Raw genomic sequence first — 22,320 nt, forward strand, 5'->3', positions numbered from 1 at the left:
TGAACTAGTGCCAGTGACAATACTCTAAAACCTGCATTTTTGACATTGTGTGGATATATTGGGATTAACGATTTCACCTTGGTTTTATACGTACAGAGTCCGATTTTGCTCAATGTTGACCGAAATATAACCACTAATCAGAAAGATATGGGATGAGTGTGCAAATTCTCGACATTTGATTCATAACCAAGCTCACAACCTGATAAAAGGAGAGGGAAAGTGATGCCGAAGTGATGAATTGTGTGTTATATTTTTGCACCTTACACGTATCGTAATTACGATCAGATAATAGAGGGATAATGGCTCTATGAGCGATTTAGCTAAAGAGATCACGCCCGTAAACATTGAAGATGAGCTTAGAGGTTCATATCTAGACTATGCGATGTCAGTCATCGTGGGTCGTGCTCTTCCAGATGTGCGTGATGGCCTAAAACCAGTACACCGCCGCGTTTTATTCGCGATGAACGTACTAGGCAACGATTGGAACAAACCATATAAAAAATCAGCCCGTGTTGTCGGCGACGTAATCGGTAAATATCACCCACACGGTGATAGTGCTGTGTACGACACAATCGTACGTATGGCTCAACCGTTCTCGCTTCGTTACATGCTGGTCGATGGTCAAGGTAACTTTGGCTCTATCGATGGCGACTCTGCTGCGGCAATGCGTTACACCGAAGTTCGAATGGCAAAAATTGCCCACGAACTATTGGCTGACCTAGACAAAGAGACCGTAGACTACGTACCAAACTACGACGGTACTGAGCAGATCCCAGCGGTTCTTCCAACTAAAATTCCAAACCTATTGGTTAACGGTGCTTCTGGTATCGCAGTAGGTATGGCAACCAACATCCCGCCTCATAACCTTGGCGAAGTGATCGATGGCTGTCTTGCATACATCAATAATGAAGAAATCACTATTGATGAACTAATGGATTACATTCCTGGTCCTGATTTCCCAACGGCGGCGCTGATCAGCGGTCGTAAAGGCATTGTAGACGCGTACAAAACAGGTCGCGGCAAAATCTACATGCGTTCGAAAGCGGACATCGAAGTGGAGAAGAATGGTAAAGAAACCATCGTCGTCACTGAGATCCCATACCAGGTAAACAAAGCTCGCTTGATCGAAAAGATCGCTGAGCTAGTTAAAGATAAGAAAGTTGAAGGCATCAGTGCACTGCGCGACGAGTCAGATAAAGACGGTATGCGTATTGTTATTGAATGTAAGCGCGACGCTGTGGGCGAAGTGGTTCTAAACAACCTATACGCTCAGACTCAGTTGCAAACCACTTTCGGTATCAACATGGTGGCCCTAAACAATGGCCAACCACAGCTATTCAACCTGAAAGATATGTTGAAGTGCTTCGTTGATCACCGTCGTGAAGTTGTGACTCGTCGTACTATTTTCGAACTACGTAAAGCGCGTGAACGTGCTCATATCCTTGAAGGTTTAGCACTTGCACTAGCGAACATCGATGAAATCATCGACCTAATTCGTAAGGCGCCGACTCCTGCTGAAGCAAAAGCTGGCCTTATCGCTCGTGGTTGGGATTTAGGCAACGTTTCAGCAATGCTAGAGCGTGCTGGTACTGATGCAGCACGCCCTGAGTGGCTAGAGCCTCAATATGGTATCCGCGATGGTCAGTACTTCCTGACTGAGCAACAAGCACAAGCAATTCTAGATCTACGTTTACATAAACTAACAGGTCTAGAACACGAGAAGATTCTTGGCGAATACAAAACACTTCTAGAAGAAATCGCTGAACTCATGCATATCCTTGCAAGCACTGAGCGTTTGATGGAAGTGATCCGCGAAGAACTTGAAGCGGTTCGTGACGGCTTTGGTGATGATCGTCGTACAGAAATCACAGCTGCGAGCCATGATATCGACATGGAAGAGCTGATCGCACGTGAAGACGTTGTGGTTACTCTATCGCACGGTGGTTACGTTAAGTACCAAGTACTGAGCGACTACGAGTCACAGCGCCGTGGTGGTAAAGGTAAGAGTGCGACCAAGATGAAAGATGAAGACCATATCGAGCGTCTTCTAGTGGCGAATACCCACGATAACATCTTGTGTTTCTCTACTCGCGGTAAAACATACCGTCTGAAAGTTTACCAATTGCCTCTAGCGAGCCGCACTGCTCGTGGTAAGCCAATTGTGAACATCCTTCCACTAGAAGAAGGTGAGCGTATTACCGCGATTCTGCGTGTTGATGAATTCTCTGAAGACAAATTCATCTTCATGGCAACAGGTGACGGTACGGTTAAGAAAACGCCGTTGAACCAATTTGCAAATGTTCGTTCAAATGGTCTGATTGCGGTAAACCTACGTGAAGACGATTCGTTAATCGGTGTGGATATCACTAACGGCGAAAACGAAATCATGCTGTTCTCTAAAGCGGGTAAAGTGGTTCGCTTTAAAGAAGCAGAAGAAATTCCAGTACTTGACGAAAATGGTAAGCCAGTTCTTGATGAGAATGGTCAGCCAGAGATCAAGTTTAAAGGTGTTCGTCCTATGGGTCGTACCGCCTCTGGTGTTCGTGGTATGAAACTGGCTGAAAATGACCAAGTTGTATCACTTATCGTTCCTTCGCACGAAGGCGACATCCTAACAGTTACAGAAAACGGTTACGGTAAACGTACAGCGCTGAGTGAGTACCCGACAAAAGGTCGTGGCACTCAAGGTGTCGTTTCTATCAAAGTTTCTGAGCGAAACGGCCCGGTAGTTGGTGCTATCCAGGTTGTTGAAGGTGATGAAATGATGATGATCACCGACGCTGGTACACTAGTACGTACTCGTGTGGGTGAAGTTAGCCAGGTTGGTCGTAACACGCAAGGTGTAACGCTTATCCGTACTGCGGAAGACGAATCTGTTGTTGGTTTGCAACGTATTGAAGAAGTTGATGAAGAAGAGCTGCCTGCTGGTGAAGAAGCAGAAGCGTTAGAGTCAACAGACGAAAATACGCAGCAAGATACTCCAGAAGCGCCAGCCGCTGATGATGCAGAGGAAGGTAACGAAGAGTAATCTTTCGTCACTATTCTAATGTAAAAAGCCGAGCCTCAGTTGCTCGGCTTTTTTGTACCTCTATCAACGCAATACAAGCATTAAACCAGTACACTAATACTCAGTTTGTCTAGGGAGCGCGTTATGTCTGTTTGGTTTTTCATTGCCATCACTTTGATGGGATTATTCGTCGTCGTATTATCGCTCAGCGCTTCAAGAGTAAGAGCGGCACAATGGTTCGGTTTTTGTGCTTTGGTACTAGTGTTAACCAGCGCTAGCTTCTTATTGTTGCGTCAATCTCCTCCACAACCTATTCAAGCTGAAGTCTCTCGAATGATGACTGCTCGCGATATCATGCAGGAAATTCAAGACCAATTGCGTGAAGACCCAAACAATGCCGAATTGTGGTTTCAGCTAGGGCAGGGCTACCTGCTAGAGGGAGAACTGGATGGCGCGCTGATTTGTTTTGATTATGCCATCCAACTGACTGAGCCAGTCGGTGCCACGCAACTTGCTGCGAAAGCGACGACCTTATACTACATTCACCAGCAATCAATGACGCAAGAAGTCAGTTTGCTTCTAGAACAAGCTTTGCAGATAGAACCGCATAATGAAGCGGCTTTGTCGTTGATTGCCAATGATCATTTTCTGTCATTCCGCTTTCAGGAAGCCATTGATACTTGGGTGCTATTACTCGACTCGAACGATCCAAGCTTAGATCGAGTACAAATTATTAACTCGATCAATAAAGCGAAAGAGCTGTTGTAGGCGTAGACTCTAATAAGTAATAGAAGAAAGGTGGGGGACGAATGAAGAATAAAGCGTTCGGAATATTTGTGGTGCTGTGCGGCTCCGTATTAGTGGGTTGTAGCTCTTCCGAACATTCTGGCACCTCATCTACGGTTTATTACTCTTCCGGTTATTACGACCCTTGGTGGTACGATCATGACGACTACTGGATTTATTACTATCCGGGTTGTTGCGACAACGACGATGAATACAAAGAGAAACTAGAAGAGTGGTGGAATGGCTTGGATGAAGAGCAACAGCAATCCATCAAAGACAAAGTCGAAGATTGGAAAGACGATGATATGTCCGCCAATATCGATAACATGAAGCGACAGCTTGACGATCATTGGCAATCGCTGCCTGACGAGCAAAAGCAGGAGATTCAAACCAAGTGGGAGAACCGCCCCGAGCGCATCGAGCCTACGGCTTTACAAGACAAAGCCGTGGCAGAAAAGCTTCAACAAAGAAAAGCATTGCCGGAAACGAAGATCCAGCGCCCAGTTACACGCCCAAATGTGCAGATGCCTAAAACACGTCCACATATTCAGCCTAGGCCGAGACTTCCTCGTCGCTAATCTGTTTTCCTCTGCCTTCTATCAAACAAAAAGGGCGCAACGTGCGCCCTTCGTTTTATCCATTTAACCTAGTATAATCGATACTGTTCAGTACGTTGCTTCGCGCTCAGCAGCTGCTTTATCCCATTCTGGTGCCACCGTTTCTAGGAAGTGTTTCTTGTCTGCGTTCATCTTTTCCATATCCATACCTAGTGCTTGTTGCGCTTTTGCTTTGGTCGAGATATCTGGAATTTGAACTGGGTCAGTAATACCTTTTGTTGCCAGTAAACGAACTAACTTAGTACGAGCGTCAGCAGCGCGATCAACTGCGGTACCGAGTACTTCAAGTGCTACCTCAGGAGCATGCATGTGAACACCGTGAGAAGCAATCGCGTAGTCCCAACGCCATTGTGCATGGCGAATATCTTGTAGGATAGGTTGCATCTCTTCTTCTGTTGCCCCTGCTTCCCATGCTGCACCAGCTTCAAAGTGCGCTGCCACAATTTGCTTCTCGGCGGTTAGCTTCATGTTTAGTACTTGCGCTTTGCGAGTCGAAACGATGCCTTGTAGCTGCTCTTTGGTTTGAGTATGGCATTGCGCACAGGTGTCTTCAAAACGATCAAACGGGTTACCCACTTTGTGGTCAGTGTATACCGTACCGTCTTCTTTGGTTACTTTAGGCATGTGACAGTCCACACACACCACTTTGTTTTTGCCATGAATACCCGCTCTCCAAGTTTCGAAACCTGGGTGTTGCGCCTTAAGCATTGGTGCTTTAGAAACGGCGTGCGTCCAATCTTTAAAGTTCAACGCGTCGTAGTATTTCTCCATATCAGCGACGTTGGTCCCCATGTCCCATGGGAATTTGACTGCTTTAGTCGGACCTGTGAAGTAGTACTCGACATGACATTGAGCGCAGACTGACGCTTGTTTATCTAAGCGAGATTGTTGGTCAAAATTTTTGCCGATGGTGTCAAAAGCACGCTCGACGTATGGGCGAGTCAGTGCCAGTGCGGGTTCGCCTTTCTTGAAGGCTTCAGAACCCGTATTGTGACAGTCGGAACAACCGATAGGGTTGACGATTTCTGAGCCCAAGCGCGCCCATTTACCTTCAAAATAGCCGTCTTCACCTCGCTCTTCAATTACGCGGGCGACATCTGGGCTTTTACAACTCCAACAAGCCATCGGCATTGGCCCGGAGTTTTCGTCTGCTGGTGCGCCAGTTCTGAGGGTTTGCCTCACATCATCAAGCGCGTAAAAGTGACCGCGCGCTTTGTTGTAGTCTTTAGCAAAACCATAACCGGCCCACAAGATCACCATGTTTGGGTCTTCACTTAAGGCATCTTCAATATGCTCGCTTTCCGATGTGGCTTTCCAAGAGTGATATTGGTCAGGATGGTTTTGTTCAAAGGTATCATTGCGAGGCTCTATGAGACCAGTATCCTCTGCCGCCAAAGGAGCACCAACCAAAAATAATTGGCTGGCGAATAAGGTCGCAACCGCGATAGGTGCGCTCATCCAGTGTTTTATGCTCACGGTGTTATCTCCATATTCGTTTTTATTAGCAGCGTTGTGAGGAGCTATTCCAAATAAGAATCGGAGATCTATCGTTAATATTAATAGTGAATTGAATAGATGAAATAGTGACCGAAATTGGCCTTGTTTTAGATCAATTTATGCTAGTGATCTTAATCATGTTTAAGTTCATATACCCCTAAAGTGGTATGTTGTAATCCCCTTTAATCACAGCGTGTTATGGGTATAACCACTCTAAAAATAAGGTGATTAAGGTCGCTTTTTGAACATGTGATTCTACCTCTTAGGAATTATAGAGGTATTATAAATACAGGTTTAGCGTTGTGGCTTTCCAAAATAAGAATTGATGTCATTTGAAGGTGTAAAAATATCTTCAGAGGAAATTAATTGTTGCTCAAATAATAGTTGATAACAGTTATCAATTATTATCGAGCTAAGGAAAGAAAAATATGGGCAATATAAAATTGACCATAGAGACAATGCTGAAATTTCTCTTCATCTTTGCCATCTATGGTTTTTTCACCGCCGCCCATGCGACTTCTTCAGAGCCAGTTGAAGGTGCTCAAGCTGAGCGTCATCAAGTCGAGTTGATCCGTGACCGAGACTATAAATGTCTTCAATGTCATAAGGATGCTAAAGATACTCTGAATCTATCGCATGATTCGCAAGCGTTATTGAGTCAAGGTAAGCAGCTCAATTGCACTAACTGTCACAGCAACATCGGCCCTGATCACCGTGAAGGTGCACCCGATGTGATTAAGTTTTCTGCTGCGCAATCGAAAGCGGTGCACGACAAAGTGTCCCTTGACCCAAGCTTGATTCTCAAAGCTAATAGCCAGTGTGTGGATTGTCACGCGCCACTTAAGTTAAGAGAAAAGCATTGGACGCACGATGTGCACGCCAAGAATCTCACTTGTTCAAACTGTCATGATGTTCATGCCGCAAAAACCAAAGCTTTGTCTTATGACAGAAAACAGCTGATTAAGCAGTGTGTGGATTGTCACTCTGAATTTGCCGTCGAACCTGAACTTGCCAAAGAAGAGGAGAGATAGCATGAAATGTTCGAGAAGAAACTTTTTAGCTAGCAGCGGTGCGTTGATTTTAACTACAGGCGTTGCGGGCACTTCCGTTGTTAGCTCCTCTCTTTATGCCAGCAACAGTGAACAAGCGAAGCGCATGGGTATGGTTCATGATGAAAATGCCTGCATTGGCTGTACCGCTTGTACCGATGCTTGTCGCGAAGTAAATAAAGTCCCTGAAGGCGTGACGCGACTTAAAATTCATCGCAGTGAACCGATTGGCGAATTCCCAGATGTGGAATACCAGTTTACTCGCGAATCCTGTCAGCACTGTGATAATCCACCATGTGTCTATGTGTGCCCAACAGGCGCAGCATACAAAGATGAAGCGACGGGCATTGTGGATGTACACAAAGAGAAATGTGTCGGATGTGGTTATTGCCTTGCTGCTTGTCCTTACCAAGTGCGCTTCTTTAATCTAGTCGATCACTCTGCGGATAAATGCAACTTCTGCCGCGATACCAACCTGGCGCAAGGTAAGCAGCCAGCTTGCGTGGAATCTTGCCCAACAAAAGCACTCATCTTTGGTGATTTAAATGACCCAGCTAGCGAGGTGAGCAAAGCTATCGAAAGCCATGTTGTCTATCGCGATAAATCGCATTTAGGTACGCAGCCTAAACTGTACAAAATTCCGCATAGTAAAGGGGAGGTGTCATCATGAACGGCTTCGAAAGTGCATTCCACTTTGACTCGTTAGTCTGGGATTGGATTATTGCGATTTACTTATTCCTCGCTGGGATGTCAGCAGGTGCGGTGATGATTTCTATCTATTTAAAACGCAAAGTGATTGAAGGTGATCCCGCAAACAATGGCATTATAAAAGCAATGGCTTGGCTAGCGCCATTTGGCATTATTTCTGGCTTAGTGATTTTGATTTTCCACTTAACTAAACCGCTTGAGTTTTGGAAGATCATGATTTACTACAACCCGACTTCCGTGATGTCGATGGGCGTTGTCTTGTTCCAAGTGTACATGCTAGTGCTGTTTGTTTGGATCGGCGTTATCTTCCGTCATCAAATCATCAGCTTCTGCGAAGGAAAGTTGCCGAGTAAATTATTGGATTTTGCCGATGGCATCTTGATTAAAGCAGGGAAAGCCAACAACGCAATTGAATTATTCTTGGGCTTCTTAGCCATCGTGCTTGCGGCATACACCGGCTTTTTATTGTCTGCATTGAAGACTTACCCAATGCTAAACAATCCAGTACTGCCAATCTTATTCCTATTCTCTAGTTTGTCATCTGGCGCAGCAGCATGTTTGATGTTCGGCATCTTGGTGTTTGAAGAGTCGACCAGCAGCCCAAGTGTGTCTTGGGTACACGGATTTGAACGCCCAGTAGTATTGTTTGAGCTGTTTGTCTTAGTGACATTCTTTACTGGGCTTATCTTTAGTGGCGGGCAAAATGAAGCCGCGGCTTGGAATGCCATTTCGAGTGGGTTCTGGGCTCAGTGGTTCTGGGTTGGGGTGGTGCTCATCGGCATGATAACGCCTTTGACTCTTAATTGGTTGACGCCTTCTGAAGTTCGTCATAGGGGAAGTTACGTTTTTGCGGTCACAACGTTGAGTTTGGTTGGCGTACTCATGCTGCGTACTTTCATTCTCTATGCCGGTCAAATGACCATCGTGTAAGGAGGCAAAATGGAGGCTGAGCTCGGTTTCTTTTTGTTGATATTGGTGGCTGTCGCATCGACATGTGCGACGCTGCTGCATTGGGTTTGCTTTACGCTGCGGAAGAAGGGAGTGTTGCCACACCAAACCGCAACGTCTCATATTATCAGCTTAGCCTCCTTAGTTTGTTTGGCGCTTTTGATAGTCTGTTTTATTCAGGATAATTTTGCGCTTGAGTATGTGGTTACACACTCGAACAGCCAGTTACCTATCGCGTTTAAGATTGCAGCTGCTTGGGGCGGCCATCAAGGGTCTATGTTGTTTTGGGTGGTTACGTTGAGCTTATGGGCCTCTTTTATTGCTATCAAGTCGCCAGTTTGCACTCAATATACAGGCGATTGCTTGGGTATCATGAACTTACTTATTGCTATTTTCGCTTGGTTTACCCTCACCACGTCCAATCCTTTTGAGTATGCTCAGACGCTAGCGTTGGAGGGACGAGATCTCAATCCGATGTTGCAAGATATCGGGCTTATTATTCATCCGCCGCTGTTGTATTTGGGTTACGTTGGTTATGCCGCGATACTGGCGTTCGCTTTAGCTGCGTTATTAGCGAAACGACCTATAAATGAATGGTATGGTGTTGCCCGTAGTGCCGCTTTCTTTGCTTGGGGTACGCTAACAATTGGAATTTTGATCGGTGCTTGGTGGGCATACAATGAATTAGGTTGGGGCGGGTGGTGGTTTTGGGACCCGGTAGAAAATGCGTCTTTGCTGCCTTGGTTAATGGGTACTGCATTACTGCATAGTGGTGTGTTGTCGAAGCGTAATAAAGGAGCAATTTGGAGCACCTACGCATTGGCTTTTGCGACGTTCAGTTTGAGTATTCTCGGCACATTTGTGGTGAGATCAGGTGTATTAACCTCAGTACACGCGTTTGCGGTTGATCCAACCAAAGGTGTAGTACTTCTTGCTGTTCTCAGCGTTTTGGTGGTTGTCACTTTTGGTGTGCTCATTGTGCGAGGGCTACATATTCCTCGTTTTACGCTCGATTCGTTAATAAGTCGTGCCTACATGGTATACATCGCTATTGGACTTCTCGTTGTTTGTATGGCGATTGTTTTCCTCGGTACCTTTTACCCAATGCTTTATCAACTGCTTGGCTTGGGTAATATATCCGTTGGGGCACCTTACTTTAACAGCCTCGTTTTTCCCCTTACATTACTTGCTCTGACCTTTCTCGCCTTTATGCCCGTGTTGAAGTGGACGAAAGGAGCCAGTCCTCATGCCGTTAAAACCATTGGGTTTGTCGGTATTCATGTTATTGCGGTTAGCGCTATTTTCGTTTTTGCTACTAAAGAGCTTCATATAACGACTTTGATTACTCTGGTATTAGCGACGTGGGTAGTGGTTTCTCATGTGCTATTGCTGTTTTGTGCAGAAAACAAGAGCAAATTAATGCCTATGTTTCTTGCTCATGTTGGCTTTGCGTTGGCTGCAAGCGGGGCAGTATTTAATAGTGACTATTCGTATGAATACAACTTACGGGCAGGGCCTGGTAGCTCGTATCAAAAAGCGGGTATCACCGTTGATTACCACGGGATTGAATGGTTAGTTGGGCCGAACTACACCGCAGAACAGGGGAGTGTTGATCTTTATTTGGAGAGCGGTAAGGCGCTGAACTTTCAACCCGAGAAACGGCATTACCCTGTGCGCGTGATGAATATGACCGAGCCCGCTATTCGATCACTATGGCATGGAGACTACTACATCACTTTGGGTGACAAGCTCGACAACAGCGCCTACGCAATTAAAGTGCAATATCGCGCGGGCATCTGGTGGATATGGTTTGGTGGCGCTTTAATCGTAATAAGTGCTTTGGGGAGTATGACGAATCGAAAGGGAAAAGGTAATGAGATCGAAAAATACGCTTAAACTGATCGTTCTCATATTGTTAGTTGCGATTTTTGTTGTCACCGCGACAATGGCATTATCCGATAGACCAAACGTGGAGATACAACAAAATCGTGTGTTATCTATCCCGGATTTTACCGCTTACTCACTTATTTCAGGCAATCGAATCACCGATGCAGTACTAGAAAATCAAGGTTATGTGCTATTGAATGTTTGGGCGTCTTGGTGTGGGGTTTGTAAACAAGAACATGATGATTTGCTCAACTTAGCTCGACAAGGTGTGCCCATCGTTGGTCTTAACTATCGAGATAAAGAGAGCGCGGCTAAACGCTATTTGAGCTCTTCACACAATCCATATACCGAAGTTATATCCGATCCTAATGGGCAACTGGCGGTTGAACTTGGTGTAATAGGAACACCTGAAACTTACTTAATTGATCAAAATGGCAATGTTTTGATCAAATATAGAGGTAAGTTAACAATAGACAAATGGAACTCGTTATTTTCGGGGTATTTTAATGTCTCACTTTAAATATGCTTACTTCATTATTGTTTTGTTTTCTTTGTGTTCTTCTTGGGTCAAAGCAGAGCAAATTACGCAGCATGTTGATCTGTTTGAATTTCATTCCGTTGAACTGCAACAAAGAGCAAATGCATTAGCCAAGGCTTTGCGATGCCCACAATGTCAAAACCAAAACCTTGTTGAATCTAATGCACAAGCCGCTAAAGATTTAAGATTGAAAGTGTACTCGATGGTAAACGAAGGAAGTACGGATCAAGAGGTAAAAGATTATTTGGTTCAGAGATATGGGAATATCGTTTTGTATCAGCCACCATTTAATTATTCGACAGCGGCGTTGTGGATCTTTCCTCTATTACTTTTGATCTTTTTTATCCTATTTTCGATCAAAATGATAAAGCGTCAATAATGTGACCACTATTCCACTATGGGAAATAAATCGTGCAGATAACAAACAGAATGTTATCATTTTTCCGAATTTATGAAGATTCCAGTATAAAGAAAATCAACGATTTGAGCTGGAGAAGTAATAAAAGAACTAAGTAGGTGCACGCAGTGGATTCAGTTATATTACAGTTAAAAAAAGACTTTTATTCGCAGATTCGTGCATTGCAAACCTCGAAACTGCCTCAAGTTACATCGTCTCTTGCCGTATTAACCGAAGAAGAAATTCAAGAACTCGAAGCGGTATGGATAGAGCTTACGGTTTGGAAACGTAGCCAAACACATTAAATCATCACACCTACATATAACTCATTATCAACCCCAGACAAAATTTGTCTGGGGTTTTTTATTGTAGTTTTTCAAAATTGTTATACTATAACAATTCGTCAGCGCGGGGAGTTGTTCTCTTTGGCTGTCTTTAGGGGATAACTGCTCTCAATTGTGATCTCTATATTGAAAAATGCGGTATCAATCCCCATAGTTGAAGAGCAATGAGTGAATCCCATGAATGCAATAACGAAAACGCATCAAGCGCATCAAGCAATAAATCGAGTGAGTATAGATATGGCGGAAGTACGTGCCAGAGTAGATTTTAAAGTCGGGGCTAAAAGTAATATCGATGCTGAAATCCTGTCTTTTCGTGGCCTGAAGACAGATAAAGAGCATGTGGCAGTTATCTTTAGGCAAGCGGATCAAACGCAAGAAACGCCTTTGGTGCGTATGCATTCAGAATGTCTTACTGGTGATGTTTTTCACTCATCCCGCTGTGATTGCGGCGAGCAATTAGAAGAAACCATTCAACGCATGGGCGAATCTGGCGGTATTATTTTATACCTACGTCAGGAAGGTCGTGGTATTGGTCTATACAATAAGATTGATGCGTACCGTTTGCAAAGCCAAGGTATGAACACCTATGAAGCAAACAACCATTTGGGTTTTGACGATGACCTTCGTGATTTCACTGAAGCAGCGCAAATGCTCGAAGCATTAGGTGTAAGTAAAATTCGCCTTGTGACCAACAACCCTAAGAAAATCCGTGAATTAGCAGAATACGGCATCGAGATTGTTGAGGTTGTCAATACATCTGCACATATTAAAGATGGTAATGAAAGCTACCTAAAAGCAAAAGTTTCTCATGGTAAGCACAATCTAAAGTTCTGATTTATTTATTAAATTATCAGTTTTGCATGTTAAAAGCCTCACAATGATGAGGCTTTTTTTGTATCTAGAGTTGAAAATAAATTGTAAATTTGTATTATCTCGTGACTAATAGTGCAAATAAGAATAATTAGCACTACGAATAAAACAAATAAATTGCTCAACAAGGATGCTTCAGATGAATGCAAAAACAGTTTTAGTCCAATCTATTGCTGCATCACTCCTCATTGCCAGTGGTTCTACCGTTGCTGCCCAAGTAACGAAACAACAAGTCGTTGAACATTATGCAGACGTTGCACATGCAGTCTTTGCTGACTCAGTGACAACGGCGAAAACGCTCGACGTAAAAATCGACAAATTCCTAAAATCGCCATCAGCGGATAAGCTTGAAGAAGTAAAACAAGCGTGGCTAGACTCTCGCGTTCCGTACCAACAATCTGAAGTATTCCGTTTTGGTAACGCGATTGTTGATGACTGGGAAGGGCAGTTAAATGCATGGCCACTTGATGAAGGCCTAATTGACTACGTAGCGACAGATTACCAATATGAACTCGGTAACGAAGGCGCTGCTGCAAACATCATCGCAAACACCAGTTTACAGATTGGTGCTTCTAAACTAGACGTTTCAAAAATTACTCCAGAATTGCTAGCGGATCTCAACGAAGTAGGTGGTTCTGAGGCAAACGTTGCGTCAGGTTACCACGCGATTGAATTCTTACTTTGGGGTCAAGACCTAAACGGCACAAACGCAGGCGCAGGTCAGCGCGCTTACACGGACTTCGTTGTCGGTTCTGAGTGTACGAATGGTCACTGTGACCGTCGTGGTGAGTACCTAAAAGCGGCAGCCGATCTACTGGTTCAAGACCTTGAATGGATGGAAAAACAATGGTCTGCGGAAGTGAAAGGCAACTACCGTGAAACGCTTCTTAATGATTCTGCGGATAATGGCCTACGTAAAATGTTGTTCGGTATGGGGTCATTGTCTTTGGGTGAGCTTGCTGGTGAGCGCATGAAGGTGGCGTTGGAAGCAAACTCGACAGAAGATGAGCACGATTGTTTCTCAGACAATACGCACAACTCTCATTACTACAACGAGCAGGGCATCTATAACGTTTACACAGGTCTTTACAAGCGTGAAGACGGCACATTGCTTTCTGGTCCGAGTATTGCTGACCTAGTGGCTCAAAAAGACAAACAAGCAGCTAAAGAGATCCAGAAGCAGTTTGATGTTACGCGTAATCAAGTTGGTAAATTGGTTACGTCTGCAGAGAAGAACAACCAACACTTCGACCAGTTAATTGCAGCGGGTAATGCACAAGGCAACACGTTAGTGAATGACACCATCATGTCATTGGTTGCTCAAACCGGTTCAATTGAACGTGCTGCGGGTATCATTGGCATTGATAGCCTAAGCCCTGATACTGCAGACCACGAGTTTTAATCAAAGTACAAAAAATAATTGAAAGGGCTCGTTTGAGCCCTTTACCGTTTTAACTCGCTGTTATCCCACCCCTCTTGTTGTGTTTTAGAGCAATGATATGAAGCCTTACTTAATTTCGGCCTTGGCCGTGATCTTTTCTTCTACTGCTATCGCGTATGATGTGAAATCTGGTGGACAAACGAGCGTCAAAAAAGAAGGCGCCAACGCGTATTCTCTTCCTGCCGCGAACCTTCCTATGAGTAAACGTCTTGATTTTAGCGTAGGCAATAGTTTTTTCCGCAACCCTTGGGTACAAGCGCCAGCGTCTACCGATGCCAGAGATGGTTTGGGACCTCTTTTCAATACAAATGGTTGTCAAAACTGCCACATCAAAGATGGTCGTGGTCATCCTCCAGAGCAAAATGATTTGCATGCGGTGTCCATGTTAGTGCGTTTGAGCATCCCTGCGATGACGTCAGAACAAAAAACAGCGTACATCAGAGACGGCGTTATACCTGAGCCGACTTATGGCGGCCAGCTCCAAGACTTTGCCCTGCAAGATCAAACGCCAGAAGGAAAAATCGAAATCACGTACACCGATGTGCCAGTGAAGTTTAAAGATGGCACGACGGTGACACTAAGAAAACCTCATTTGAATATTACCGATCTAGGTTACGGCGATATGCACCCTGATACGGAATTTTCAGCGCGTGTTGCACCGCCAATGATCGGCCTTGGTTTGTTAGAGAGTATTCCTGACGAAACGCTACTTGCATGGGCTGATGCACAAGATGCAAATAAAGACGGTATCTCAGGTAAAGTAAACAAAGTTTGGGATATTGAGAAGGACGACTTCTCGATTGGTCGTTTTGGCTGGAAAGCCGGACAACCGACGTTAATGCAGCAAAATGCAGCAGCATTCAATGGTGATGTGGGTCTGACGAGCCATTTATTCCCCAATGAAAACTGTACCTCGAAACAAAGTATTTGTGACGACATGCCAAATGGCGGTAAACCAGAAGTGAGTGAAAATATTCTCGACTTCGTTGAGTTTTACAGCCAGCACTTAGCCGTACCTATTCGCCGAAATATGAACGATCCTAGCGTGAAACTCGGTCAGAAAATCTTTGCTGCATCTGGCTGTGAAAGTTGCCATAAGGCCAGTGTCAAAACGGCGAAGCGACCAGGGTTACCAGCGCTTTCTGAGCAGCTTATCCATCCATATACAGACATGCTTCTGCATGACATGGGTGAAGGTTTAGCCGATAACCGTCCTGAGTACTTAGCAAACGGCCGTGAATGGCGAACGGCACCCCTATGGGGCATTGGTTATACCGAAGAAGTAAACGGGCATAGTTACTTCTTACATGATGGCCGCGCCCGTAACCTGATGGAAGCGGTGTTGTGGCACGGCGGCGAAGCTGAAACGGCCAAACAAAACGTGCTAGCACTGAACAAAAAAGAACGTGATGCATTGATTGCGTTTCTGAATTCTCTATAAGGAAGCAACCATGAAAAAAACACTGTTAATGAGTGCGATTGCCGCAACGTTAAGTTTGGTTGGTTGCCAATCGACCGTCGGTTCGAGCTCAGCCAAGCCTGAGAGTACAAGTCATATTTCTCAAAGCGTGTACGAGGTTGAGTTTCAATCAGCTCAGACGTTTTTAGCGCAAACCACAGAACTCGAACAACGCTTCGCAGATTACTGCGCATCAGAGTCGAAAGATGATGCACAAGTAAAACAGCAATTGCATCAAACGATGCTTGCGTGGATGGCATTACAAGGTCAAGAACGTGGCCCTGCTACGGCGTTGGAGCAAAGCTGGAATGTTCAGTTTTGGCCAGATAAAAAGAACACCACTGGTCGTAAAATGTCTGTACTGACGAAATCTGATCAAGCTTGGAGTGCAGAAGATATCTCCACCCAAAGTGTCACCGTGCAAGGTTTAGGGGCATTGGAATGGCTGCTTTACGATAAAGCGTCGACCTTATCTAGCAACACCAATACCTGTGCGACGGGTGTTTCGATTGCAGAAAACCTCGATAACAAAGCGCAGATCATCGCGGACTCTTGGGCAGAGAACCCTTGGAAATCGCTAGAGATGACGGAATGGGAATCTGAGTACATTTCACTGCTCTCGAATCAGCTTGACTACAGTATGAAAAAGCTGAGCAGACCGTTAGCTAAAATTGGTCAGCCTCGTCCTTACTTTTCTGAATCTTGGCGTTCAGAGACGTCGCTTTCAAACTTAAAAGCAAACCTTGAAGCAATGGAAGCGCTGTATCTTGCCAACGGTAATGGTCTAGATACTTTACTAAGAGAGCAAGGCCATGCAGATCTCGCAGACCGTGTTGTTCACCAGTTTGAAATGGCGTTGGAAACATGGCCGGAAGATAAGAGTTTGTTCACGGCTTTACAAAGTAAAGAAGGTTACCGCATGGTACTCGCTCAATACAACAAGCTAGAGCAATTGAAGTACTTGATTCACGAAGAAGTGGCGATCGAGCTTGGCGTAGTTATAGGATTTAATGCAACCGATGGTGACTGATCAAACCCGCCGAACCTTACTTAAAGCTGCTCTCTTTGGTACGGCCGCACCTATGATGCCATTTGGTTGTGCTTCAACACGTTCACGTCAACCAGCGTTGATTGGCTGCTCAATCATCGGCCGAGATAAATACGCAGCGGTAGTGGCCGATGAGCATGGTATGCCGCTATCTTCGTTGCCGATTCCTGAGCGTGGTCATGGTGTGGCGACCAACCCACAAGGTCACGCAGTGGTCTTTGGTCGTCGACCAGGAACTTTCTTCATGGTGTTTGATTATCGCTCAGAGCAGATGATCAAGCTGCAGCTAGCAAAACCGGATCGCCATTTCTATGGTCATGGTGTTTACTCCCGTGACGGCACGTTGCTATTTGCTACAGAAGGGGAAAGGGGCACAAGCCGTGGGATCATCGGTGTTTATGATGTGCAAAAGCAATATCAAAAGATCGATGAGTTAACAGGTTTTGGCCTCGGCCCTCATGAAGTGATCATGATGCCTGATGGCGCATTAGCGATTGGCGTCGGTGGCGTACACACCAACGGCCGTGAACCGCTCAATCTAGATAGCATGAGACCAAGCCTGAGTTACCTTTCACAAGGAGGTGAGCTGTTGGATCAAGTCTCTTTACCAGATCATAAGTTGAGCATCCGTCATTTAGCGCATGATGGTGCAGAGACGGTACTGTGTGGTCAGCAATATCGTGGAGAGCCGGATGAATACCCAGCTTTACTTGCGATGCACACTCGTGGTGGTGAGATGCAATCTTTGCATGCGGAACCCGAAGAGTGGGCGAGATTTAATCACTATGTCGCGAGTATCGCGGCGACGGATGAATGGATCCTTGCGACTTCTCCTCCAGGCAGTTGTTATGGGATATGGTCTAAAGCTACAGGTAAGTTGGTTGAGTTAAGTGCTTTGCCAGATGCATCGGGAGTGGTGACATATGGAAAGGAATTCAGGGTCAGCTCTGGTGCTGGCAAAGTGATTGAGCAAAGGCCAACGGCACATAAAAGCGCTTCTTTTAGTGGTGTTCAATGGGATAACCATTGGTCAAAGATTGTTTGAACCTAAGTAGATAAAGAAACTTGATGTTAATTTCGACATCAGATTCTTAATTTTAAACCTGCAAGCTGTGAGATATTTGCCATACTTTTCATTATGGCAAGTAGCGCAAGGATCGTTTCAGTGTTTGCTAGGGTTTTAATCATGACGGCACTTATGGTGCCGTTTTGCAGCTTTTCTACCGTCGTTTCTCTCGAAGCTTCTGCACAAACAGAGCAAGAGGGAGCGGTACAAAAGCTGTCTGTCGAAAAAATGATCCATTATCCAGAGGTGATTGACCAGCTTTATCAAAGTACCAATTACCGTTTGAACTGGGAAAATGAAAGCGATATTGAGCAGTTTCTTTTTCAAGTAAACCTGGTTGCTCTTGCAGGCGTCACGGACGAATTCGAGAATCAACTCCATCGTATAAACCAAGTTCGATGGCAGGGAGATAACCTCGACTTTGATTTGGTGATGACAGATTCACTGTTGATGTATCTCAGTTATCTCGAGCAGCTCCCTGAAGAAGGCATCAACTGGTTATTTGCTAACAAAACCCACGTGATTTTACCTGCTCCTAGTATCGATACTTTGTCCGTACTGAGTAACGAAATTACGGTTGGCAAACTTGGTCAATTCTTAGCAAGCCTTCGCTCTCCTTTACAAACGGACGAAGCTTTTTATTCCGCTTACTCCTCTTTATCCGAGCACGCTCAGTATCAATATCCAATCTATGAACAAGCGGGCCTTGCCCGTGTCGGTGACCAATTAGAAAATAAACCGCTTCTGATTGAGCGTATGGAAGTGGTTGGTATAGATGTATCGTATTTAGATATCACGACCCAACAGTATGATGAAGAATTAGAGTTAGCGGTGAAAGAGTTTCAGCGTATTCATGGCTTGAAAGAGGATGGGGTGATTGGCCCGAATACCATTCGATGGATCAACTTTTCTCCTCAAGAACGATTGCATCTATTGGCGCTGAACTCAGAACGTTCAAGGATTTGGTCCAAAGACAGAGATAATGTTGTCTTTGTAAATGTACCTGGATACGAAGTAACGTATTGGCACGATGGTCAACCGTTGTTCGAGTCTAAAGTTGTGGTTGGCAGAGCCTCAAGAAAAACACCAATCATGTCGGGGACTCTTGACTCCGTCATTCTCAACCCCACATGGAATGTGCCATGGACCATAATGGTGAAAGACATCATTCCTAAAGTGAAACGTAATCCGATGTATTTGATTAACCACAACATTCAAATCATCCGGTCTTGGACGTCAAACGAAATTATTGACCCTACAACCATCAATTGGGCGACGGTGAATCCGAGAACATTTCCTTATCGTATGCGGCAAGCATCGGGCTTACACAATGCATTGGGATTGTATAAGTTTAATATGCCAAACCCCCAAGCTATCTATTTGCATGATACGCCAAGTAAAAACTTGTTCGAACGAGATAGACGCGCATTCAGTTCCGGGTGTGTCCGCGTTGAACATGCCGACCAACTGGCGGAGCTCTTATTCAAAACTCAGGGATTAGAAGAACGCCTAGCGAAAAAACGGGAAAGTACGCGTCGCTCTAACACGTCGGTTCCTTTAGGAGAACGCATCCAAGTGCACATTATTTATCAAACCGCATGGCTAGAAGAGGGAACACTTTACTACCGAGATGATATCTATAAATACGATCACCGTAGTTGAAATCTTTAAGTAAAATTTACAAAACTAAGAATCTTCTGTTTGCTCAATAATTAAGCGTCAATCACCACATCTTAAAATTAGGGTGGAGCGATTTATGCATTTGACGTGACAAAGGTGTTTGGGTAATGTCCGCGACTTGTTTAGTTGTTGAGCATTATTTTTGAAATGGTAAGTCGTAATTTTTCCCGCCGAGATTTCCTTAAAATGACCGCTGGTGGCGTGGTATTGGCATCTGCCTTGCCATCGATTTCATGGGCTTCATTCCCTGACGAGCCACGTGAGTTGGCGATGAACAACCTTAATACTGGAGAGCTCCTCGAAACATGCTATTTCGATGGTAAACGCTATCTTGATGATGAACTAGAAAAGCTGAATGAGTTTTGTCGTGATCACCGTCGAAACGAAGTTCATCCGATGGATCGACGCTTGTTCGATCAAATCAGCCAGATTCAAAAGCTGATCGGTACAGATGCAGAAGTCATTGTAATTTCTGGTTACCGTTCGCCTTTGACCAATGCGTCCCTGCGCAAAGGGGCTAGCGGAGTGGCAAAGAAAAGTCTTCATATGGAAGGTAAGGCCATAGACTTCCGTCTTGATGGAGTGAAATTGTCTACTGTACGCGATGCAGCAATTAGCTTGAAAGCTGGTGGTGTTGGGTATTATCCAAGTAGTAACTTTGTCCATATCGATACAGGTGCTGTGCGTTCTTGGTAAGTCAATAGCAAGCCTCAGCAGGTCTTGAAGTCGCATGGGGTTAGTGTCATAGTTGCGCCAGTTTTAACGCAAATTTGTTTGGTAATAGGTTTTCTATGGCTCTGAAATACCAAGTTGTCCCAGTGACATCTTTTTCTCAAAACTGTTCTATCGTGTGGTGTGATGAAACGATGAAAGGCATCGTTATTGACCCAGGCGGTGACGAAAAGCAACTTGCTATGCTCATTAAAGAGCTTGGCATCGAGATCGTCAACTTGGTGCTAACTCATGGTCACCTAGATCATGTTGGCGGAACAGAGCCGCTGGCTGCAATGCTTGGTGGTACTGAGATCATTGGTCCTCATAAAGCGGATAATTTTTGGTTACAAGGTCTAGAAGGGCAAAGCCAAATGTTTGGTTTCCCATTGACTGAAGCCTTTGAACCGCATCAATGGTTAAATGAGGGTGACACTGTCACGTTTGGTAATCAAGTATTAAAGGTATTCCACACACCAGGTCATACCCCTGGTCACGTTGTTCTTTATAGTGAAGAAGCGCGATTGGCGTTTGTGGGCGACGTATTGTTTAACGGTAGCATTGGCCGAACTGACTTCCCACAAGGTGATTTCAATACCTTGATTAGCTCTATCAAAGAGAAATTGTGGCCTTTAGGCAATGATGTCACGTTTGTCCCTGGTCACGGCCCTCAATCGACTTTCGGTCACGAACGTAAAACTAACCCGTTCGTTGCTGACGAGATGCCGCTTTACTAAAAGCGCGTGTAGTAAGCATTATTCTGGCTCGGCGGCAGCTAAGTATCGCCGAGTCAGTCCCACAAAATCCTCTGCTTCACGATCTAGGTCACTGGCTGATATAAACAGATCGTAGCCGTAAAATCCTCTTTGATATTTCATACGGTTGGCGAGCATCGCCAGTAAGCCTTTATACTCAATCCCATTGCTGTTTATGTATGGCTTAGGATCAAGCACCATATCTTCAAACTTATCTTCACACTGATTTTGCTTCGCACCTAAATAAAGTAGTGCGCGTTGGCTAAGGAGAATTTCTGTCGCTATACGAGGGCAGATCGAATCCAAATAAGGTGAGTAGTGTTTTAGACGAATACCAATCCAAGGTAGCGGCTGATGCCACCCTTCCTGCTGGTAGCTACAAATCCCTATTGACTCAATATTTCGCCATCGGACGACCCATCCGCCTTTAAAAAGATGTTGTTGGAAGTGAGAAGCTGTCAGCGTAAAAGTGACTTGGCTTTTTTTGATCATCAAGATGGCGAAACCAACAATTGCAGACATCAAAATGACCGACAACATGGCTTGCTTCCATCCCGGAGAAATGACAACCAAAAACAGGGTTATCAGTGCAACGAGCAACAAAAGTATTCTGTTGATAGGGGAGTCGGGTTTGAAATGTGAATTTGTTAGGTGCAGCGTTTCCATGCTTATAACCTCATCGAATACTTGATCAAAAATGCGTGGATGACTAAATGTGCATTGACTTGCATTTGAAATAAAAGAAACCTCTGTTTTTATACCCAGTATTCAATAAATCCGTTCATAAAATATCTGATTAAATAGTAGACGTTCTATGCTTTGAGCGCATTTTTCATCGCGTTTCGCCGCTAAAACCTACAAATTGCTTGTGAATTTTGGTATAAAACGCGCTTCAAATTTTCATCCCTGCTGAGATGCAGTGAACTGGAGAAATATTCAATGAGACTTGCTCATAAGCGTAAAGTGCAGATGAAACTGCAAAAACGCATTAAAGCGACAGTAGCAAACTTAGCTGCAGCACCTAAAGCAGTGAAGCCTGTTGCCGAAAAAGCAGTAGCACCTTCTGTTGCTGAAAAAGCTGTTGCGGAGAAAGTAGTAGCTGAGAAAAAAGTAGCTGCAGTGAAAACAGTTGATGTTGCCCTTACTCCTAAGCAACAACAAGTATTAGACATCGTTGTAGCAAATGCTGAAGGTATCAATCCTAAAGGCATTGGTCTAGCTGCAGGTCAAGAAGATACTAAAGCGGCATCATGGGCTACTGGCGCACTGAAGAAGCTTCTTGAAGAAAACCTAGTTCAAAAAGAGCAGTTAGCAGGTAACAAAGTTATCTACAAAGCAGTTTAATTACCGCTACCGTTCTAGCTTGAATACCTCGGCCAATGCCGGGGTATTTTTTTATCTTCGTATTGAAAATAATCTATTAGGAATTGATTTTAACGCTGCCAATAAGTGCTTTGTCACATTTTCTTAAATACTATGTAAATTTTTTGGCAGAGAAGTACGTACGTATCA

The 22,320-nt window shown here is 44.6% G+C and carries 21 protein-coding genes; 19 read left to right on the top strand and 2 right to left on the bottom strand.

Annotated elements, in window-relative coordinates; translation table 11 throughout:
- Window positions 1-307: 307 nt before the first annotated feature.
- From gyrA to D8S93_RS03620, 3 genes are all read left to right on the top strand, one after another.
- Complete coding sequence (gene gyrA / locus D8S93_RS03610; protein ID WP_152811997.1) at window positions 308-3,028, top strand: DNA topoisomerase (ATP-hydrolyzing) subunit A; 2,721 nt, start codon at window positions 308-310, stop codon at window positions 3,026-3,028.
- A 123-nt stretch (window positions 3,029-3,151) separates the two neighbouring features.
- Window positions 3,152-3,775: a cytochrome c gene (locus tag D8S93_RS03615; protein WP_006743142.1), complete on the top strand. Its 624-nt coding sequence runs from the start codon at window positions 3,152-3,154 to the stop codon at window positions 3,773-3,775.
- Between the two features lie 41 nt (window positions 3,776-3,816).
- Complete coding sequence (locus D8S93_RS03620; RefSeq protein WP_104971905.1) at window positions 3,817-4,371, top strand: hypothetical protein; 555 nt, start codon at window positions 3,817-3,819, stop codon at window positions 4,369-4,371.
- 87 nt (window positions 4,372-4,458) lie between these two features.
- On the opposite strand, the gene nrfA is transcribed toward D8S93_RS03620, so the two are convergent.
- Entirely contained in the window at window positions 4,459-5,868 is a 1,410-nt protein-coding gene (gene nrfA, locus D8S93_RS03625; protein ID WP_152812101.1) for an ammonia-forming nitrite reductase cytochrome c552 subunit, read from the bottom strand.
- 467 nt (window positions 5,869-6,335) lie between these two features.
- On the opposite strand from nrfA, the gene nrfB reads away from it, so the two are divergent.
- The 15 genes from nrfB (at window position 6,336) to D8S93_RS03700 (ending at window position 20,790) form a co-directional block, all read left to right on the top strand.
- Window positions 6,336-6,938 (top strand): cytochrome c nitrite reductase pentaheme subunit, encoded by a 603-nt coding sequence (nrfB, locus tag D8S93_RS03630; protein WP_012841633.1) that lies wholly within the window; start codon window positions 6,336-6,338, stop codon window positions 6,936-6,938.
- Between the two features lies 1 nt (window position 6,939).
- Entirely contained in the window at window positions 6,940-7,626 is a 687-nt protein-coding gene (gene nrfC / locus D8S93_RS03635) for a cytochrome c nitrite reductase Fe-S protein (protein ID WP_152811999.1), read from the top strand.
- Entirely contained in the window at window positions 7,623-8,594 is a 972-nt protein-coding gene (gene nrfD / locus D8S93_RS03640) for a cytochrome c nitrite reductase subunit NrfD (RefSeq protein ID WP_005394774.1), read from the top strand. The genes nrfC and nrfD overlap by 4 nt, the downstream gene beginning before the upstream one ends.
- A 9-nt stretch (window positions 8,595-8,603) precedes the next feature.
- A complete protein-coding gene (locus D8S93_RS03645; protein ID WP_152812001.1) occupies window positions 8,604-10,508 on the top strand; it encodes a heme lyase CcmF/NrfE family subunit in 1,905 nt (634 codons plus the stop codon).
- Window positions 10,486-11,019, top strand: coding sequence for a DsbE family thiol:disulfide interchange protein (locus tag D8S93_RS03650; protein WP_170902998.1), 534 nt, complete (start codon window positions 10,486-10,488; stop codon window positions 11,017-11,019). The genes D8S93_RS03645 and D8S93_RS03650 overlap by 23 nt, the downstream gene beginning before the upstream one ends.
- Complete coding sequence (gene nrfF / locus D8S93_RS03655) at window positions 11,006-11,416, top strand: heme lyase NrfEFG subunit NrfF (protein WP_005394762.1); 411 nt, start codon at window positions 11,006-11,008, stop codon at window positions 11,414-11,416. The genes D8S93_RS03650 and nrfF overlap by 14 nt, the downstream gene beginning before the upstream one ends.
- A gap of 146 nt (window positions 11,417-11,562) precedes the next feature.
- Window positions 11,563-11,739: a hypothetical protein gene (locus tag D8S93_RS03660; protein WP_005394761.1), complete on the top strand. Its 177-nt coding sequence runs from the start codon at window positions 11,563-11,565 to the stop codon at window positions 11,737-11,739.
- Between the two features lie 216 nt (window positions 11,740-11,955).
- Complete coding sequence (locus tag D8S93_RS03665; protein ID WP_005394759.1) at window positions 11,956-12,612, top strand: GTP cyclohydrolase II; 657 nt, start codon at window positions 11,956-11,958, stop codon at window positions 12,610-12,612.
- Between the two features lie 175 nt (window positions 12,613-12,787).
- A complete protein-coding gene (locus D8S93_RS03670) occupies window positions 12,788-14,050 on the top strand; it encodes an imelysin family protein (RefSeq protein ID WP_152812003.1) in 1,263 nt (420 codons plus the stop codon).
- A 97-nt stretch (window positions 14,051-14,147) separates the two neighbouring features.
- Window positions 14,148-15,530: a di-heme oxidoredictase family protein gene (locus tag D8S93_RS03675; RefSeq protein WP_152812005.1), complete on the top strand. Its 1,383-nt coding sequence runs from the start codon at window positions 14,148-14,150 to the stop codon at window positions 15,528-15,530.
- Between the two features lie 10 nt (window positions 15,531-15,540).
- On the top strand, window positions 15,541-16,578 hold the full coding sequence (locus D8S93_RS03680; RefSeq protein WP_152812007.1) for an imelysin family protein: 1,038 nt from the start codon (window positions 15,541-15,543) through the stop codon (window positions 16,576-16,578).
- A complete protein-coding gene (locus D8S93_RS03685; protein ID WP_152812009.1) occupies window positions 16,559-17,641 on the top strand; it encodes a DUF1513 domain-containing protein in 1,083 nt (360 codons plus the stop codon). The genes D8S93_RS03680 and D8S93_RS03685 overlap by 20 nt, the downstream gene beginning before the upstream one ends.
- Window positions 17,642-17,782: 141 nt before the next feature.
- On the top strand, window positions 17,783-19,324 hold the full coding sequence (locus tag D8S93_RS03690) for a L,D-transpeptidase family protein (protein WP_193621565.1): 1,542 nt from the start codon (window positions 17,783-17,785) through the stop codon (window positions 19,322-19,324).
- 165 nt (window positions 19,325-19,489) lie between these two features.
- Window positions 19,490-20,038: a DUF882 domain-containing protein gene (locus tag D8S93_RS03695; RefSeq protein WP_074191505.1), complete on the top strand. Its 549-nt coding sequence runs from the start codon at window positions 19,490-19,492 to the stop codon at window positions 20,036-20,038.
- Between the two features lie 95 nt (window positions 20,039-20,133).
- Window positions 20,134-20,790 carry an MBL fold metallo-hydrolase gene (locus D8S93_RS03700; protein ID WP_048625699.1) on the top strand — a complete coding sequence of 219 codons (657 nt, stop codon included), beginning with the start codon at window positions 20,134-20,136 and terminating at the stop codon, window positions 20,788-20,790.
- A gap of 18 nt (window positions 20,791-20,808) precedes the next feature.
- Here D8S93_RS03700 and D8S93_RS03705 read toward each other — a convergent pair whose 3' ends face one another.
- Entirely contained in the window at window positions 20,809-21,474 is a 666-nt protein-coding gene (locus tag D8S93_RS03705) for a DUF2982 domain-containing protein (protein ID WP_046876193.1), read from the bottom strand.
- 273 nt (window positions 21,475-21,747) lie between these two features.
- Between D8S93_RS03705 and D8S93_RS03710 the strand changes: the two genes are divergently transcribed.
- The gene (locus D8S93_RS03710; RefSeq protein ID WP_005394736.1) at window positions 21,748-22,152 is read left to right on the top strand and encodes a hypothetical protein; all 405 of its coding nucleotides are present in this window, start codon (window positions 21,748-21,750) and stop codon (window positions 22,150-22,152) included.
- Window positions 22,153-22,320: the final 168 nt, after the last annotated feature.

Source organism: Vibrio sp. VGrn 2, from assembly GCF_009361695.1.
GTDB classification, from domain to species: Bacteria; Pseudomonadota; Gammaproteobacteria; order Enterobacterales; family Vibrionaceae; genus Vibrio; species Vibrio diabolicus.

Coding starts and splice junctions, on each gene's coding strand:
- nrfF (WP_005394762.1), top strand. CDS start 11,006: ATGTCTCACTTTAAATATGCTTACTTCATTATTGTTTTGTTTTCTTTG.
- D8S93_RS03670 (WP_152812003.1), top strand. CDS start 12,788: ATGAATGCAAAAACAGTTTTAGTCCAATCTATTGCTGCATCACTCCTC.
- D8S93_RS03705 (WP_046876193.1), bottom strand. CDS start 21,474: ATGGAAACGCTGCACCTAACAAATTCACATTTCAAACCCGACTCCCCT.
- nrfA (WP_152812101.1), bottom strand. CDS start 5,868: ATGAGCGCACCTATCGCGGTTGCGACCTTATTCGCCAGCCAATTATTT.
- D8S93_RS03615 (WP_006743142.1), top strand. CDS start 3,152: ATGTCTGTTTGGTTTTTCATTGCCATCACTTTGATGGGATTATTCGTC.
- D8S93_RS03665 (WP_005394759.1), top strand. CDS start 11,956: ATGAATGCAATAACGAAAACGCATCAAGCGCATCAAGCAATAAATCGA.
- D8S93_RS03675 (WP_152812005.1), top strand. CDS start 14,148: ATGAAGCCTTACTTAATTTCGGCCTTGGCCGTGATCTTTTCTTCTACT.
- D8S93_RS03690 (WP_193621565.1), top strand. CDS start 17,783: ATGACGGCACTTATGGTGCCGTTTTGCAGCTTTTCTACCGTCGTTTCT.
- D8S93_RS03620 (WP_104971905.1), top strand. CDS start 3,817: ATGAAGAATAAAGCGTTCGGAATATTTGTGGTGCTGTGCGGCTCCGTA.
- gyrA (WP_152811997.1), top strand. CDS start 308: ATGAGCGATTTAGCTAAAGAGATCACGCCCGTAAACATTGAAGATGAG.
- D8S93_RS03650 (WP_170902998.1), top strand. CDS start 10,486: ATGAGATCGAAAAATACGCTTAAACTGATCGTTCTCATATTGTTAGTT.
- D8S93_RS03695 (WP_074191505.1), top strand. CDS start 19,490: ATGGTAAGTCGTAATTTTTCCCGCCGAGATTTCCTTAAAATGACCGCT.
- D8S93_RS03710 (WP_005394736.1), top strand. CDS start 21,748: ATGAGACTTGCTCATAAGCGTAAAGTGCAGATGAAACTGCAAAAACGC.
- nrfD (WP_005394774.1), top strand. CDS start 7,623: ATGAACGGCTTCGAAAGTGCATTCCACTTTGACTCGTTAGTCTGGGAT.
- D8S93_RS03680 (WP_152812007.1), top strand. CDS start 15,541: ATGAAAAAAACACTGTTAATGAGTGCGATTGCCGCAACGTTAAGTTTG.
- D8S93_RS03645 (WP_152812001.1), top strand. CDS start 8,604: ATGGAGGCTGAGCTCGGTTTCTTTTTGTTGATATTGGTGGCTGTCGCA.
- D8S93_RS03685 (WP_152812009.1), top strand. CDS start 16,559: ATGCAACCGATGGTGACTGATCAAACCCGCCGAACCTTACTTAAAGCT.
- nrfC (WP_152811999.1), top strand. CDS start 6,940: ATGAAATGTTCGAGAAGAAACTTTTTAGCTAGCAGCGGTGCGTTGATT.
- nrfB (WP_012841633.1), top strand. CDS start 6,336: ATGGGCAATATAAAATTGACCATAGAGACAATGCTGAAATTTCTCTTC.
- D8S93_RS03700 (WP_048625699.1), top strand. CDS start 20,134: ATGGCTCTGAAATACCAAGTTGTCCCAGTGACATCTTTTTCTCAAAAC.